This is a genomic window from Citrobacter gillenii (genome assembly GCF_013337685.1).
Lineage (GTDB): Bacteria > Pseudomonadota > Gammaproteobacteria > Enterobacterales > Enterobacteriaceae > Citrobacter > Citrobacter gillenii.
Window position 1 is genome coordinate 24,787 of sequence record NZ_SUQN01000002.1, and the last position, 14,233, is coordinate 39,019.

A 14,233-nucleotide genomic window follows, 5' to 3' on the forward strand; every position below is an offset into this window, starting at 1 on the left:
TCATGTACCAGGATCTTATTCGTAACGAACTGAGCGAAGCGGCGGAAACGCTGGCTAATTTTTTAAAAGATGACGCCAATATTCACGCTATTCAGCGCGCGGCGGTCCTGCTGGCAGACAGTTTTAAAGCGGGTGGCAAGGTACTTTCCTGCGGTAACGGCGGCTCCCATTGCGACGCAATGCACTTTGCTGAAGAGCTGACCGGGCGCTACCGTGAAAACCGTCCGGGCTATCCGGCGATCGCTATCTCTGATGTCAGCCATATCTCCTGCGTCAGCAATGATTTCGGTTACGATTATATTTTCTCTCGCTATGTTGAAGCGGTAGGGCGTGAAGGGGATGTCCTGTTAGGCATTTCGACCTCCGGTAACTCGGCAAACGTGATTAAAGCCATTGCCGCTGCGCGTGAGAAAGGAATGAAAGTCATCACCCTGACCGGGAAAGATGGCGGCAAAATGGCCGGCAGCGCCGACATTGAAATTCGCGTCCCGCACTTTGGCTATGCTGACCGTATTCAGGAAATTCACATTAAAGTGATTCATATTCTGATTCAGCTGATCGAAAAAGAGATGGTTAAGTAAGAAGGCTATTGCCGGATGGCGGCTGAAGCCTTATCCGGCCTACTTGCGTTTTGCGTAGGCCTGATAAGCGTAACGCCATCAGGCAGTTCAGCGTTTTAAGGTAGGTGATATATGTGCGAACTGCTCGGGATGAGCGCCAACGTGCCAACCGATATTTGCTTTAGCTTCACCGGGCTGGTTCAGCGCGGGGGAGGTACCGGGCCGCACAAAGACGGCTGGGGGATTACGTTTTATGAAGGTAAGGGTTGCCGTACATTTAAAGATCCGCAACCCAGCTTTAATTCGCCTATCGCCAAACTGGTACAAGACTATCCCATCAAATCCTGTTCCGTGATTGCTCATATTCGTCAGGCGAATCGGGGAGAAGTGGCGCTGGAAAATACCCATCCGTTCACGCGTGAACTGTGGGGGCGCAACTGGACCTATGCCCATAACGGACAGCTAAGCGGTTATAAATCGCTGGAAACCGGTAATTTTCGTCCGGTCGGAGAAACCGACAGCGAAAAAGCGTTCTGCTGGCTGCTACATAAGCTGGTTGAACGTTATCCGCGTACGCCGGGCAACATGACTGCGGTGTTTAAATATATTGCCGTCCTGGCCGGGGAACTGCGTGAGAAGGGCGTCTTCAACATGTTGTTGTCCGACGGGCGCTACGTGATGGCGTTCTGTTCGACCAATCTGTTCTGGATCACCCGCCGCGCACCTTTCGGCGTGGCGACGTTATTGGATCAGGATGTAGAAATCGACTTTAGCTCCGAGACCACACCCAATGATGTGGTCACCGTGATCGCGACGCAGCCGCTGACGGGCAATGAAACCTGGCAAAAGATTATGCCAGGTGAATGGGCGCTATTTTGTCTCGGGGAGCGTGTAGTTTGACGCCAGCTGTGGCTGAATCACTTCATGGCTCAACGGTTTGCTAACGACGTAACGACCATCGACCACGGAAACAGTCGGTGGCTTACGCGTCTGTTCAAAATAGTCGTATCCCGGTTTTAGCTGTGACCAGAACTTTTTGTAATACGAGTTCTGGTGGCGCTTCATGTTGGCATCGGTCATGCGGAACGGGTAAATGCTGACCTGCACGCTGGACTGGCCAAATACTAACGCCCCAGTGACAAACTGGAAAATCTCATCAATGCCGTTGTCGGTCATGGCATAGCAGCCGACAGAAACGCAGGCGCCGTGGATCATCAGGTATTTACCTTCGTATCCGTGCGCACGATCGTAGGCGTTGGGAAAGCCAATATTAATCGCTTTATAGAAGCGGCTATCCGGCTTGAGCTGACCGCGTTGTACGCTGTAAAACCCTTCCGGGCTTTTAAAATCGCCCTGGCGCTGCTTGGGTCCTAACCCGCCGGAATAGTTACAGATCTTGTAGCTGTCGAGCAATTGATATTGTTCGCCCATCTTGACGTACAGATCCAGCGTGCGTTCTTCTTTAAAGATCTGAATATAGACAGGAGATCCCATCAATTGCTGCTTATATTCTTTGCTGACAGGTGCAGTTGGACTGCTACTGCTCAGCAAACCGGCAAATGAAACGCACGGTAATAAAAGCATCGCAAGAAAAAATGCGATTTTACGCATACTGCTTATTCCTTGATAAAACGGTTACACACGCCAGGACGGCAAATAGAGTCGCCAAATCGGATAAATCTGGATTTGGAGCGCTCACATTAGCACCAAGAAAGTTTTTCGCAAGTCTCTCGTGCTGCGTTTACACTTTAGTTTCTCTTTATACGCAACATTGGACTTAAAGGCAGTCAGACAGCGGCGTAATTTGTCGCTGCTATCCGTCCATTGCATAAGATTAATACTGACTTTCTAATCTATTGAATTTAAAAAATTAATCTATTAATAATCAAATATTAAAAAAGATATCCCGCCAATAGCAGTACACTGCGCCGAACGTGTTTGACCAGGTATTCTTTTTTCATGTCTTTTGCCACTGCACCCCGACGCCTTTTGCCGGGCCTGCTGTCTTTGTGTGTCGTGTTGTCATTACCGTGTATCGCCAAAGTTCAGCCTGTCTTATCAAATACCCCCTTAAACTATGCGGCGCAGTTGCGTATGCGTAATCGTGCCCGGTTACTCAAGCAGTATCATGTGCAGGTAAAAAAGCAGGCCAGCTACGTGGTAGAAGGTAATGCGGAAAGTAAAAAGGCACTGCGCCAGCAGAATCGCGTGCAGATTAAACAGCACCCGGAGTGGTTCCCAGGTCCGCTTAAAGCCAGCGATCATCGCTGGCAGGAACTCGCCGAAAATCCTCATTTTCTCAGCAGCGATCACCTGCACAACATCACCGAAGTGGCGATTCATCGCCTTGAGCAACAGTTAGGTAAACCGTATCTGTGGGGGGGAACCCGTCCGGATGAAGGCTTTGACTGCAGCGGGCTCGTTTTCTATGCCTACAATAAAATTCTGGCGGCGAAACTGCCCCGTACTGCCAATGAAATGTATCACTATCGGCGGGCGACAATTGTCTCTAATCGCGATTTACGTCGTGGTGATTTACTGTTTTTCCATATTCACAGCCGGGATATTGCCGATCATATGGGGGTCTATTTGGGGCAGGGGCAATTTATTGAGTCGCCACGTACCGGCGAAACGATCCGGGTCAGCACCTTGTCCGAACCTTTCTGGCAGGATCATTATCTCGGTGCCCGACGAATTCTGACGGAAAATACAATTCTGTAATAGTCAGGCGGTACTTTCAGCACCGCCTCATCACGCGTTAGCTCAACGCGCCCATAATTTTTAATTCCAGCTCATCCGGCACTTCATTATAAGACAGCACCTGTAGCCCCGGCGCGAACAGACGAGCATAGCGAGCGAGCAGCGGACGTAACTGTGGAGCGACCAACAATATCGGTTCTTTCCCCGCGGCTTTCATTTGTTCTTTTATCTGCGGCATATTGGTCTGGAACTGATTAAGCATATTCGGATCGACCGGTACGCTGTCGAGCATCACTTTGCCACTTTGCTGTGCCTGATTGACCACGTTTGCCAGTAAATTCTCCAGTTCACTATTGAGCGTGTAGACCGCCAGCTCATCTTTGCGTACAAACGGGTGAGTAATACTGCGACGCAGCGCAAGACGGACATCTGCCGTCAGCAGAATGGGATCTTTGGTGGTCGCGCTGCTGGCAACCAGCACGGTGGCAATGGTAACGATATCGCGTAATGAAACGCCTTCGATAAGCAGCGTCCGGTAAATCTTCAATAACTGGCTGTAATTCAGCGCCGCGCTGAGATCTTCCGCCAGACGCGGTGCCATGGACGACAGGCGGTTATGTAACTGCGTAATATCATCGTAATTAAACAGATCGGGAATATAGCGACGAATAATCTTATTCACGTGCGTGGCAATGACGCTGGCGCTGTCAATAACCTGATACCCCATATTTAATGCCTTGGCTTTTTGCGCCGGCACAATCCAGGTAACGGGCATCCCGTAGGCCGGGTCGTTCCCTAACACGCCATCTATTTCGCCGTAAGTTTCGCTGGAGGGTAGCGCCATCAGCTTATCTGAGGGGATATCCGCCTCATCCGCTTTAATCCCATTGATGAAAATGGCGTACTGCGTGGGTTTCAGTCTGAAGTTTTCGCGGATACGAATTTCAGGCAGCAACACGCCGTTGCCGTCAGAAATCACCTGCCGCACGCCACGAATACGCTGGGTCAGCGGATTACCTTTCGATTTATCGACCAGCGCCACCAGCTTATAGCCCAGACTCAGGCTAATGGGCTCAATTAACGGAATGGTTTCCCAACTGACCTGCTGCTCGGTGGTTTCGGTGATGGTTTTGGTCAGCGTTTCGAGATTTTTCTCTTCAGTCTCGGCGACTTTCGGACGCTTGCTCATGCGCCAGGCGGTGAACCCTAACAGCGCCGTAAAAGCCAGGAACGGGAAATGTGGCATGCCCGGCACAACGGCCAGCACGAACATAATGCTGGTGGCGGTATAGAGCACCGAAGGGCTGGCCAGCAGCTGGCTACGTACGTCGGTAGCAATATCGCCGCTGTCGCTGACGCGCGTGACGATAATCGCCGCCGCCGTCGACAGCAGCAAAGACGGGATTTGCGCGACCAGGCCGTCACCGATGGTCATCAGCACGTATTGCTGGAACGCGGCCTCAGCGCTTAAATCGTATTTAAAGATCCCAATACAGACGCCGCCGATCAGGTTGATGGCCAGGATCATCATCCCGGCGATGGCGTCCCCACGCACGAACTTTGAAGCACCATCCATCGCACCGTAGAAATCTGCCTCACCCGCCACGTCTTTGCGTCGTGTTTGCGCCTGCGCCTGGTTGATCAACCCGGCATTCAGATCGGCATCAATCGCCATCTGTTTACCGGGCATCGCGTCCAGCGTAAAGCGGGCAGACACCTCGGAGATACGTTCAGCACCTTTAGTGACCACGATAAAGTTGATGATCATCAGGATGATAAACACCACAAAGCCGACCACGAAGTTACCGCCGATCACCACCTGACCGAAGGACTCGATCACTTTACCGGCGGCACCGGCACCCATATGGCCATGCAGTAACACCACGCGCGTTGACGCCACGTTTAGCGTCAATCGCATTAGGGTGGTAATCAGCAAAATGGTCGGGAACAGGCTGAATTCGAGCGGTCGTTTTGCGGAAACGGCCACCAATAGCACCATCACCGCCAGCACGATGTTAAAGGTGAACAGAATATCCAAAAGTGCAGGTGGTAGCGGCAGGATCACCATCGCCAGAATACACAGGATCACCAGCGGCACGCCGATATTGCCGTTACGCAGCAGCGCCATGAATTGTTTAGTTATTTTCGGCATCCAGTTTAAGAACCTCTTTTGGAATGGAAATATGTCTGTTCAGTGAAGGGCGTGCTTGTGCTCCGTCACGCCAGTGTTTCATTTGCAGGACGTAGGTCAGGACGTGGGCAATCGCCCGATAAAGTTGAAACGGAATTTGCTGATTCACCTGGGTGGTGTAATAAACAGAGCGTGCCAGCTTGGGAAACTCAACGACTTCAATGTTGTTCTCTGCAGCGACCTGGCGGATATACAGTGCAATTTCATCCGTGCCTTTGGCGACAACGAACGGCGCGGCGGCGCGAGCATGGTCATACTGTAAGGCGACGGCGTAGTGCGTTGGGTTGACGATCACTACGTTGGCCTTCGGTACCACTTTGCGAATTTGGCCCATCGCCATTTGCCGTTGCAAACGCCGGATCCTCGCTTTAACCTCTGGTTTACCTTCCTGGTTTTTATATTCTTCTTTTATTTCCTGCTTGGTCATCTTCAGTCCTTTGGTGAACATTTTTTTCGCCAGAGGAACGTCCACGAGAGCAAAAAAGATAAACAAGATGACAAAGTTGCGCATCACGCTGCTGTAGAGTGATAGACCATCGCTAATCGCCTGTTTAAAAAACAGCTCTTGTAACCCGAGAAACGAGGCAAAGTTATTGCGCAGGGTTATCCACAGCATGATTAAAAGCACGATAGCCTTCAGCGTCATTTTTCCGGTTTCCACCAGATGCTCTGTGGAGAACAGACGCCCTATGCCCTTAATCGGACTTAACTTGCTGAAGTCCGGTAAAATTTTCTTCGGCAGGAACAGCCATCCACCCGGCACCAGCGAGGCAAACAGGGCGGCTACGGGCATCGGCAACAGCGTCAGAATAAATTTCGCCAGAATCAGCAGATGATGTTCGAGGAACTGTCCGATGATGTCCGGGTCATTAATATTCTGTGCGTACTGATGCACGCTGATGAAGCTTTCGCGCACGAAATCTTCATACCAGGGGAAGCTGCTGGAGATCACCATAAACGCGGCAAACAAGCTGGCGGCAAGCCCCATGTCTTTTGAACGCGGGATTTGCCCATCCTCTCTGGCTTTGCGAAGTTTTTGCGCCGAGGGTTTTTCTGTTTTTTCTTCGCTGCTGCTATCCGCCATAGTGTCCCTTTAGCGCGTCGAGCTGCTGCAGGACGAAATTCGCCAGGTGCAGATAGTGGTCGGGCAGGTTGTACAGCAGGGTGGCGAAACAGACCAGACCCGCCAGCATATTGATAGGAAAGCCCAGGGAATAAAGGTTGAGTGGGGGCGCAATGCGGTTCAGCAGACCAAAGCAGCCCTGAACAACCAGCATGATAAACGTGGTTGGTAGCGCCAGCAGCGTGGCGGCTGCAAATACCCAGCCCAGCGCCAGGGAAATAGTGCGCAGAGATTGCGGATGCAGCGCATTGCCAATCGGCCAGTAGGTAAAGCTTTTGAATAAAATACTCACCAGCAGCAGATGCCCATCCATCGCGAAGAACAGAATTACCGCGTAAATGTTGATCATTTCCGCCAGCACCGTCGTCGATGCGCCGCTGCTGGGATCGTTCATCACCGCCATACTCATCCCCATATTAAACGAGAGGATCTGCCCGGCTAACTGGAGTGCTAAAAACAGAAACTGCAGCATCAGGCCAAACAACATACCCCACAGAAACTGTTCTGCGGTCAGGATGATGCTGTTTATTGACAGCAGGCTGCTGGGGACGGGGTGGGGGATCAACGGCGTAATGATGAATGCCAGCGCCAGTGACAGCACGATACGTATGCGGACCGTCAGCGCGGCGTTATCCAGCACCGGCGCATAGTGTATAAACGCCATAATGCGCACGAAGGGAAACCACATGCCCAGGATCAGGCTGCTTAGCTGTGTGATATCGGTTTCGCGCATGTCAGTGCACCAGAATGGCGGCCTGAGTGAACAGATGCACGCAGAGATCGCTCAACTGGACGATCATCCATTTCCCGGCAATCCCCAATACTGCCAGCGTGACAATCAGCCTGGGTAAAAAGCTGAGGGTCTGTTCGTTAATCTGCGTCACCGCCTGGAAAATGCTGACCAACAGGCCGACCAACAGGCTGGGCACGACCAGCACGCAGACCAGGATAATCACGACTTTTATGCCGCTGGCGACAATATCGGCTGCTACATCAATCGTTAACATAATTATCCCAGCCCCAGGCCACGAATACTGGAGGTGAGCGTCCCGACGGTCAGCGCCCAGCCATCGATCAGCACGAAGAGCATCAGCTTAAAGGGGAGTGAAACGATCAACGGTGACAGCATCATCATGCCCATTGCCATCAACACGCTGGCGACGATCAGGTCGATCACCAGGAACGGAATGTAAATCATGAAGCCTATCTGAAAGGCCGTTTTCAGCTCGCTCAGGACATAGGCGGGAACCACAATGGAGAGATCCTGATCTGCCGCGTTACCGTGCGCATTGGCGATGGTCATGATCTGCGCAATGGCTTTTTTGTTGGTCTGCGCCAACATAAAGCGTTTTAGCGGTGAGGCGGCGGTGCTTAGCGCGTCAGAAAGCGTAATCTGGTCGTTTTCAAAAGGCACCACGGCATGATCGTAGATGTTGATCCAGATGGGCCGCATTACCAGCATGGTTAACGACAGTGCGATGCCAATCAGGATGCGGTTGGGCGGCGTTTGCTGCAGCCCCAGCGCCTGACGTAGCAACGAGAGGACAATAATAAAGCGGGTAAAACAGGTCATCATCAGCACCAGCGTAGGCAGAATGCCCACCAGCGTCATCAGTAGCAGAACCTGAATCTTGACGCTGTATTCTTGGCTATTACCGTGTGAAATCACATTCAGCAACGGGATATCTCCCCCTTGCGCACAGGCAAAGGGAGAAAGGATGAGCAACGAGATACCCAGTACCAGAGTGAAGGTAGGTGCGCGTTTCATGGGGCCAGATCGTTGATTTCATGCGTGTTGAATTCAAGGACCCGCAGGCCATATTTTTCATTCACTACCACCACTTCGGCCTTACCCAGCAGGATATTATTCACTTTAATATCCAGCGGCTCCCCTGCGAGTTTGTCCATCTCAATGACGGTGTCATCATCAATGTTCAGCAGGTCAGACAGCATGATCTCTACCGAGGAGACTTCCAGCGTTAACGTTACCGGAATACGCTTGAGGAGGGTCATGGATTCGGAAAAACGATCTTCTAACCGCGTCACCAGTGTTTCGGTGACCGACACCGCAGACGCTGTGGTGGCTTCCGGGGTTAACTCGAAGCCTTGCTCTAAAATATCTTGTTGCTTACTCATAGGATTTCTCAGTCTTACTCGTTAACTCGGACAAAAACAGTTTGTCTTTATCTTCGACGATCAGGGCGTTAAATAATTCGGACTTCCCGATATAAACCGGGAACGTATCTGGCATCGCAATGGGTAAAATATCTCCCGGCTTAATGGCCGTCAGGTCGGCAACATTGAGCGGGATCTCGGCTATCTTCACGTTCATGGTCAGCGGCAGCGTATTAATAATCTCTTTGATCAGCGTTTTTTTACGCGCTTGGGCGTGGGGTTTATCAACCAGCTTTTTTTTATCACCGTGTTCACTACGACGAATCAAATTCAAAATATAATCAGTATGTGAATCATCGAGTAAGATCCTGAAACTGGCGTTCTCATCATCGCCTAGTATAAATATCAGTTGATAAGCCCAGTGGGTCTGGACGGTGCTGCTGTCGGGTTTAAGCGTGAGTGGGATACCGGATATGTTTTTATTAAAAATGATATTACAGGTATCAAGTGCCAGCCGACTTTTCAACCGGGTTTCGGTTTTGGTGGGTAAATCTTCTGATGACTTTTCGTCAATCATTGATGACGTCAGACCATAGAAGTTACCTAGCAGCATTAACAATAATGTGCGGTCAATATCAAATGCCAAATGGCCAACTTGCGAAATTAATAACTCAGCACTCTTGTTAATAACATCCATCTCGCAGTGTATCTTCTTGAGTGTTATATTTGTGCGGTGTTTCTTCAGAAAATAGTTTCCGAGATGTGATTCAATTGTATCAAAATTACCCGTAAACATAGTCGGCAGACGATGATATGGACGCCCAAGCCGGTTTCCTTCAAGCTTAAAGATTCCGGGTGTTTGACTATATTTCAGCATGGTACACGTTCTCAGCCGTAATTTTGTTGGTGGATGAATAAATATCACATCCCGACGTTATCAAAGAAAATACAAATCCATTTAATTTTTTGAGCATCCTTGACGCTATTCTCTTATTGTTGGGAACCATGACCTATAAAATGAGGTGCATGGGAACATCGATAATCTCGGGCTGGATATTAAATATTCTACCCCTCTCTTCTGCAAGTTATTAATGGTGCGGTTCTATAATTAAAAAATTATTAATCATATAACTGTGACATTCTCACCAGTTAGCGGCAGCGCTACAAATGCCTTTTCCATGCTTAATTTCTACACGCAAATCATTGTAACTCATTGTTTTTAAATGAATAATATTTTTATTATCTTTTAATTTAAGATTGTTAACAGCACCAGTGGTAATCTTTTTTTAGGAAAAAACCTATTTGAAAATAGTCTTCGAAGGGGCTGCCATGTGGAAGGGCAGTAAAACATGAACAGGGACTGGATGAAAAACATGGCACGGGCGATATCTATTATTCGATAATGTGCTCGCTTTGGAATAATTTGTATATTTCTCGTTATGGATGTTAACTTTACTTCTAAGTGTAAAATAATCATGTTTGAACTTATTGCCGAAGCAACCTCCAGCATCAATGCATTTGCACTAGCTAAGCGTATTGCTGCTTTTAATGTTCCTGTCCTTGTTCATGGTGAAACGGGGACGGGTAAAGAATGTGTTGCGAAATTTATACATTCTATTGCATTTGCACAGGACTCTCAGGCGCCTTATATCGGCGTTAACTGTGCTGCTATTCCTGAAAATATGCTCGAAGCTACGTTATTTGGTTATGACAAAGGTGCATTTACTGGGGCCGTCGCGACCGTACCGGGAAAAATGGAATTAGCCAATAATGGCACTTTACTGCTCGACGAAATCGGCGACATGCCGTTAGCACTACAGGCGAAGATTTTGCGTGTTTTGCAGGAACAACAGGTTGAACGTCTGGGCAGTAATCGTTTAATTAAACTTAACTTCCGCCTTATTGCCTGCACCAATAAAAATCTTGAAGCCGAAGTTGCCGCAGGACGTTTCAGAGAAGATCTCTATTATCGCATGTCGGTTATCCCGGTGACGATGCCGCCGCTGCGCGAGCGGATGGAAGACATTATTCCTCTGGCTGAATCCTTTATCAAAAAATACTCCACGGTACTGGCGAAGAATATCAAGCTCTCGGAATCATCACGGCGAGCATTACTCAGCTACGCCTGGCCGGGCAATGTACGCCAGCTCGAAAATGCCATTCAACGTGGCATGATTTTGAATCGAGATGGCGTAATTTATCCCGATACCTTGGGGCTTCCGTCTGTGGGATCCGATTCCTGGAGCGAGCCTGAATGGCAACCTAAGCCCAGTCCGCAAATAAGCGAAGGCGATAATTTGGGCCAGCATGGCCGCAGCGCGCAATATCAGTATATCGCTGACTTGATGCGCAAATATCAGGGCAATAAAACCAAAATTGCGGATTTACTAGGCATTACCCCACGTGCGCTTCGTTATCGTCTGGCGTCAATGAGAAAACAGGGAATCGAAATCTTCTCCTGAATCCGTTGGTCGTGCAGCGAGCACTTTTTTCATTTTAAGAGTAGGTCATGAGCATAAATATCCTAGCCCCAGCCAGTACGATGCAGACGCAAATGATGCAGGACATGCAGCAGATGAAGGAGGTCGCGCAGTCGCCCATCCTCTCGCCGATGCAGATTAACCGTGTTGGTGCGCAGTCGGCATCATCTCAGGTCTCCTTTGGCCAGATTATGCAAGGGGCGCTGAATCATGTTGATCAATATCAGCAGGTCGCCGAGCAACAACAAACGGCCGTTGAGATGGGCAAAAGCGATGATCTGGCGGGGGCAATGATCGCCAGCCAACAGGCATCGCTGTCGTTCTCCGCGCTGGTTCAGGTCAGAAATAAAGTCGCTTCTGGATTCAATGACCTGATGAGCATGTCAGTCTAACGCTATGAATGAATTAATAAAAAAAATAACGCAATCCTTCCCGGCCGTGTCGTTCAAACTGGACGGCAATAAGCGCTGGGCGTTACTGGCAGCAGCGGCCATTGCGGCTACGGCGATAATTGTCAGCGTGCTGTGGAATGGGAATCACGGCTACGTTTCGCTGTACGGTCGACAGGAAAACCTGCCGGTATCCCAGATAGTCACCGTACTGGATGGCGAAAAGCTGGAATACCGTATCGATCCGCAAAGTGGGCAGATTCTGGTTCCTGACGATGCGCTGTCCAAAACGCGAATGACCCTTGCCGCCAAAGGTGTGCAGGCGATGTTGCCCAGCGGCTACGAGCTGATGGACAAAGACGAAGTGCTGGGCAGCAGCCAATTTGTGCAGAACATCCGCTATAAGCGCAGCCTTGAAGGTGAACTGGCGCAAAGCGTCATGACGCTGGATTCTGTCGAAAGCGCGCGCGTGCATCTGGCACTGAATGAAGAAAGTTCGTTTGTCGTCAGCGATGAGCCGCAAAACAGCGCCTCGGTGGTGGTGCGACTGCACTATGGCGCGAAGCTGAATATGGATCAGGTCAATGCCATTGTGCATCTGGTTTCCGGGAGTATTCCGGGTCTGAATGCGTCGAAAGTTAGCGTCGTCGATCAGGCCGGTAATCTGCTGACTGACGGGATCGCCTCGGGCGAGGCCGTTTCAGCCGCGACCCGCAAACACGATCAGATCCTCAAAGACATTCAGGATAAAACGCGTGCCAGCCTGGCGAACGTGCTCGATTCGCTGGTGGGGGCAGGTAATTACCGGGTGAGCGTGATGCCCGATCTCGATCTGAGCAATATTGACGAAACAAAAGAGCATTACGGCAACGATCCGAAACTCAACCGCGAAGAGAATGTTCTGGATAGCGATACCAACCAAATCGCGATGGGGATCCCGGGTTCACTCAGCAATCGTCCGCCGCTGGCCCCCAATCAGGTTGCGACTGGAGCGACTGATACCACTGCCGACTCACGCGATCCTGCCGCGCTGTCAAAACACAGCGAAAGCAAGCGCGATTACTCCTATGACCGCAGCGTGCAGCACATCCAGCGTCCTGGATTTACAGTTAACCGCTTGAATGTGGCGGTAGTGCTTAATCAGAGCGCACCGGCGCTGAAAGGCTGGAAGCCTGAGCAAACCGCGCAGTTGACCGCGTTGCTGAACAATGCGGCGGGTATCGACGCCCAGCGTGGCGATAATCTGTCTCTGTCCGTGCTTAACTTTGTGCCGCAGGCGGTCCCGGTAGAACCGGTTATCCCGTTCTGGAAGGATGACAGCATTCTGGCCTGGGTACGCATGATCGGCTGCGGCCTGCTAGCGCTGCTGCTCCTGTTGTTCGTGGTGCGCCCGGTGATGAAGCGTCTGACGGCGATACGGCAAAAACCGCGTCCTCATGAGCCTGTGATGGACGTGGATGTACTGCCTGTCCCGGCAGCGCAACTTACCGCTGCGGATGATGAACGCAAAAATATTGAACTGCCTTCTTTCCCTGGCGACGACAGCCTGCCTTCGCAGAGTTCCGGTCTGGAAGTGAAGCTGGAGTTCCTGCAAAAACTGGCGATGAGCGACACCGATCGCGTAGCTGAAGTTCTCAGACAATGGATTACCAGCAATGAGCGAATTGACAACAAGTAACGGCAGTACCAACAGCTACCTGGAACAGGCCGCAATTCTATTGTTGTGTCTGGGAGAGGAAGCGGCAGCGACGGTGATGCAAAAGCTCAGCCGTGAAGAGGTGGTTCGCCTGAGTGAAAATATGGCGCGTCTGTCCGGGGTAAAAACCAGCATGGCGAGAAAGGTCATCAATAATTTCTTTGATGAGTTCCGCGAGCAGAGTGGCATCAATGGTGCATCGCGCTCGATGCTGCAAGGTATTTTAAATAAAGCGCTGGGCACTGAAATCGCCAGTAGCGTAATCAATGGGATCTATGGCGATGAGATCCGCTCACGTATGGCGCGTTTGCAGTGGGTCGAGCCGCGTCAGTTGGCGATCTTGATCTCGGAAGAACACCTGCAATTGCAGGCGGTATTTCTCGCTTTTTTGACACCGGAAATTTCGGCCACGGTGCTCTCGTATATGAACGAGTCGGTGCAGAATGAGATCCTCTATCGGGTGGCGAAACTGAATGACGTGAATCGGGACGTCGTCGATGAGTTGGATCGTCTGATTGAACGTGGTTTATCGGTGCTGTCCGAACATGGTTCGAAAGTGAAAGGTATCAAACAGGCGGCCGACATCGTCAACCGCTTCCAGGGCAACCAGCAGGTGATCCTCGACCAGCTGCGTGAACGCGATGAAGATGTGCTGGAACAGCTACAGGATGAGATGTACGACTTCTTTATTCTGAGCCGTCAAACTGATGAGGTACGTCGTCGCTTGCTCGACGAAGTGCCGATGGAAGACTGGGCGGTGGCGCTGAAAGGCACCGAGACGCTGCTACGTCGTTCTATTTATGCGGTTATGCCGAAGCGTCAGGCGCAGCAACTGGAAGCGATCACCTCGCGTCTTGGCCCGGTGCCGGTGAGTCGCATTGAACAAATCCGCCGTGAAATCATGGGGATTGCCCGTGAACTTGAAGAAGCGGGTGAAATTCAGCTACAGCTGTTTGCTGAACAGACGGCGGAGTAAACC

At 50.6% G+C, this 14,233-nt stretch carries 15 protein-coding genes; 7 read left to right on the plus strand and 8 right to left on the minus strand.

Annotated elements, in window-relative coordinates; genetic code table 11:
• The first annotated feature begins 2 nt into the window (after window positions 1-2).
• Entirely contained in the window at window positions 3-581 is a 579-nt protein-coding gene (gene lpcA / locus FCH32_RS03890; RefSeq protein WP_096758199.1) for a D-sedoheptulose 7-phosphate isomerase, read from the plus strand.
• Between the two features lie 111 nt (window positions 582-692).
• Window positions 693-1,460 (plus strand): class II glutamine amidotransferase, encoded by a 768-nt coding sequence (locus FCH32_RS03895; RefSeq protein WP_115259356.1) that lies wholly within the window; start codon window positions 693-695, stop codon window positions 1,458-1,460.
• Here the strand turns inward: FCH32_RS03895 and dpaA are convergent.
• Entirely contained in the window at window positions 1,431-2,171 is a 741-nt protein-coding gene (gene dpaA, locus FCH32_RS03900; protein ID WP_174360530.1) for a peptidoglycan meso-diaminopimelic acid protein amidase, read from the minus strand. The two genes, FCH32_RS03895 and dpaA, sit on opposite strands and share 30 nt — an antisense overlap.
• A gap of 348 nt (window positions 2,172-2,519) precedes the next feature.
• Here dpaA and FCH32_RS03905 point away from each other — a divergent pair, with 348 nt between their 5' ends.
• Complete coding sequence (locus FCH32_RS03905; protein WP_096758196.1) at window positions 2,520-3,281, plus strand: C40 family peptidase; 762 nt, start codon at window positions 2,520-2,522, stop codon at window positions 3,279-3,281.
• 37 nt (window positions 3,282-3,318) lie between these two features.
• Here FCH32_RS03905 and FCH32_RS03910 read toward each other — a convergent pair whose 3' ends face one another.
• From FCH32_RS03910 to FCH32_RS03940, 7 genes are read right to left on the minus strand one after another with little or no spacing between them, the layout of a single operon-like run.
• Complete coding sequence (locus FCH32_RS03910) at window positions 3,319-5,412, minus strand: flagellar biosynthesis protein FlhA (RefSeq protein WP_135912541.1); 2,094 nt, start codon at window positions 5,410-5,412, stop codon at window positions 3,319-3,321.
• Window positions 5,396-6,535 (minus strand): flagellar biosynthesis protein FlhB, encoded by a 1,140-nt coding sequence (gene flhB / locus FCH32_RS03915; RefSeq protein ID WP_137363204.1) that lies wholly within the window; start codon window positions 6,533-6,535, stop codon window positions 5,396-5,398. Before flhB ends, FCH32_RS03910 begins: the two co-directional genes overlap by 17 nt.
• Window positions 6,525-7,307, minus strand: coding sequence for a flagellar biosynthetic protein FliR (fliR, locus tag FCH32_RS03920; protein ID WP_117342006.1), 783 nt, complete (start codon window positions 7,305-7,307; stop codon window positions 6,525-6,527). The genes flhB and fliR overlap by 11 nt, the downstream gene beginning before the upstream one ends.
• 1 nt (window position 7,308) lies before the next feature.
• Window positions 7,309-7,581: a flagellar biosynthetic protein FliQ gene (locus FCH32_RS03925; protein ID WP_117342007.1), complete on the minus strand. Its 273-nt coding sequence runs from the start codon at window positions 7,579-7,581 to the stop codon at window positions 7,309-7,311.
• Window positions 7,582-7,583: 2 nt separating this feature from the next.
• On the minus strand, window positions 7,584-8,342 hold the full coding sequence (gene fliP / locus FCH32_RS03930) for a flagellar type III secretion system pore protein FliP (protein ID WP_117342008.1): 759 nt from the start codon (window positions 8,340-8,342) through the stop codon (window positions 7,584-7,586).
• Complete coding sequence (locus tag FCH32_RS03935; RefSeq protein WP_117342009.1) at window positions 8,339-8,710, minus strand: FliM/FliN family flagellar motor switch protein; 372 nt, start codon at window positions 8,708-8,710, stop codon at window positions 8,339-8,341. The genes fliP and FCH32_RS03935 overlap by 4 nt, the downstream gene beginning before the upstream one ends.
• A complete protein-coding gene (locus FCH32_RS03940) occupies window positions 8,703-9,566 on the minus strand; it encodes a FliM/FliN family flagellar motor switch protein (RefSeq protein ID WP_174360531.1) in 864 nt (287 codons plus the stop codon). The genes FCH32_RS03935 and FCH32_RS03940 overlap by 8 nt, the downstream gene beginning before the upstream one ends.
• 598 nt (window positions 9,567-10,164) lie before the next feature.
• Here FCH32_RS03940 and FCH32_RS03945 point away from each other — a divergent pair.
• From FCH32_RS03945 to FCH32_RS03960, 4 genes are read left to right on the plus strand one after another with little or no spacing between them, the layout of a single operon-like run.
• Complete coding sequence (locus tag FCH32_RS03945) at window positions 10,165-11,151, plus strand: sigma-54 interaction domain-containing protein (RefSeq protein ID WP_117342011.1); 987 nt, start codon at window positions 10,165-10,167, stop codon at window positions 11,149-11,151.
• Between the two features lie 47 nt (window positions 11,152-11,198).
• Window positions 11,199-11,561: a flagellar hook-basal body complex protein FliE gene (fliE, locus tag FCH32_RS03950; protein ID WP_117342012.1), complete on the plus strand. Its 363-nt coding sequence runs from the start codon at window positions 11,199-11,201 to the stop codon at window positions 11,559-11,561.
• A gap of 4 nt (window positions 11,562-11,565) precedes the next feature.
• Window positions 11,566-13,236 carry a flagellar basal-body MS-ring/collar protein FliF gene (gene fliF, locus FCH32_RS03955; RefSeq protein WP_174360532.1) on the plus strand — a complete coding sequence of 557 codons (1,671 nt, stop codon included), beginning with the start codon at window positions 11,566-11,568 and terminating at the stop codon, window positions 13,234-13,236.
• Window positions 13,214-14,230 carry a flagellar motor switch protein FliG gene (locus FCH32_RS03960; RefSeq protein WP_117342014.1) on the plus strand — a complete coding sequence of 339 codons (1,017 nt, stop codon included), beginning with the start codon at window positions 13,214-13,216 and terminating at the stop codon, window positions 14,228-14,230. Before fliF ends, FCH32_RS03960 begins: the two co-directional genes overlap by 23 nt.
• The last annotated feature ends 3 nt before the right edge of the window (window positions 14,231-14,233 follow it).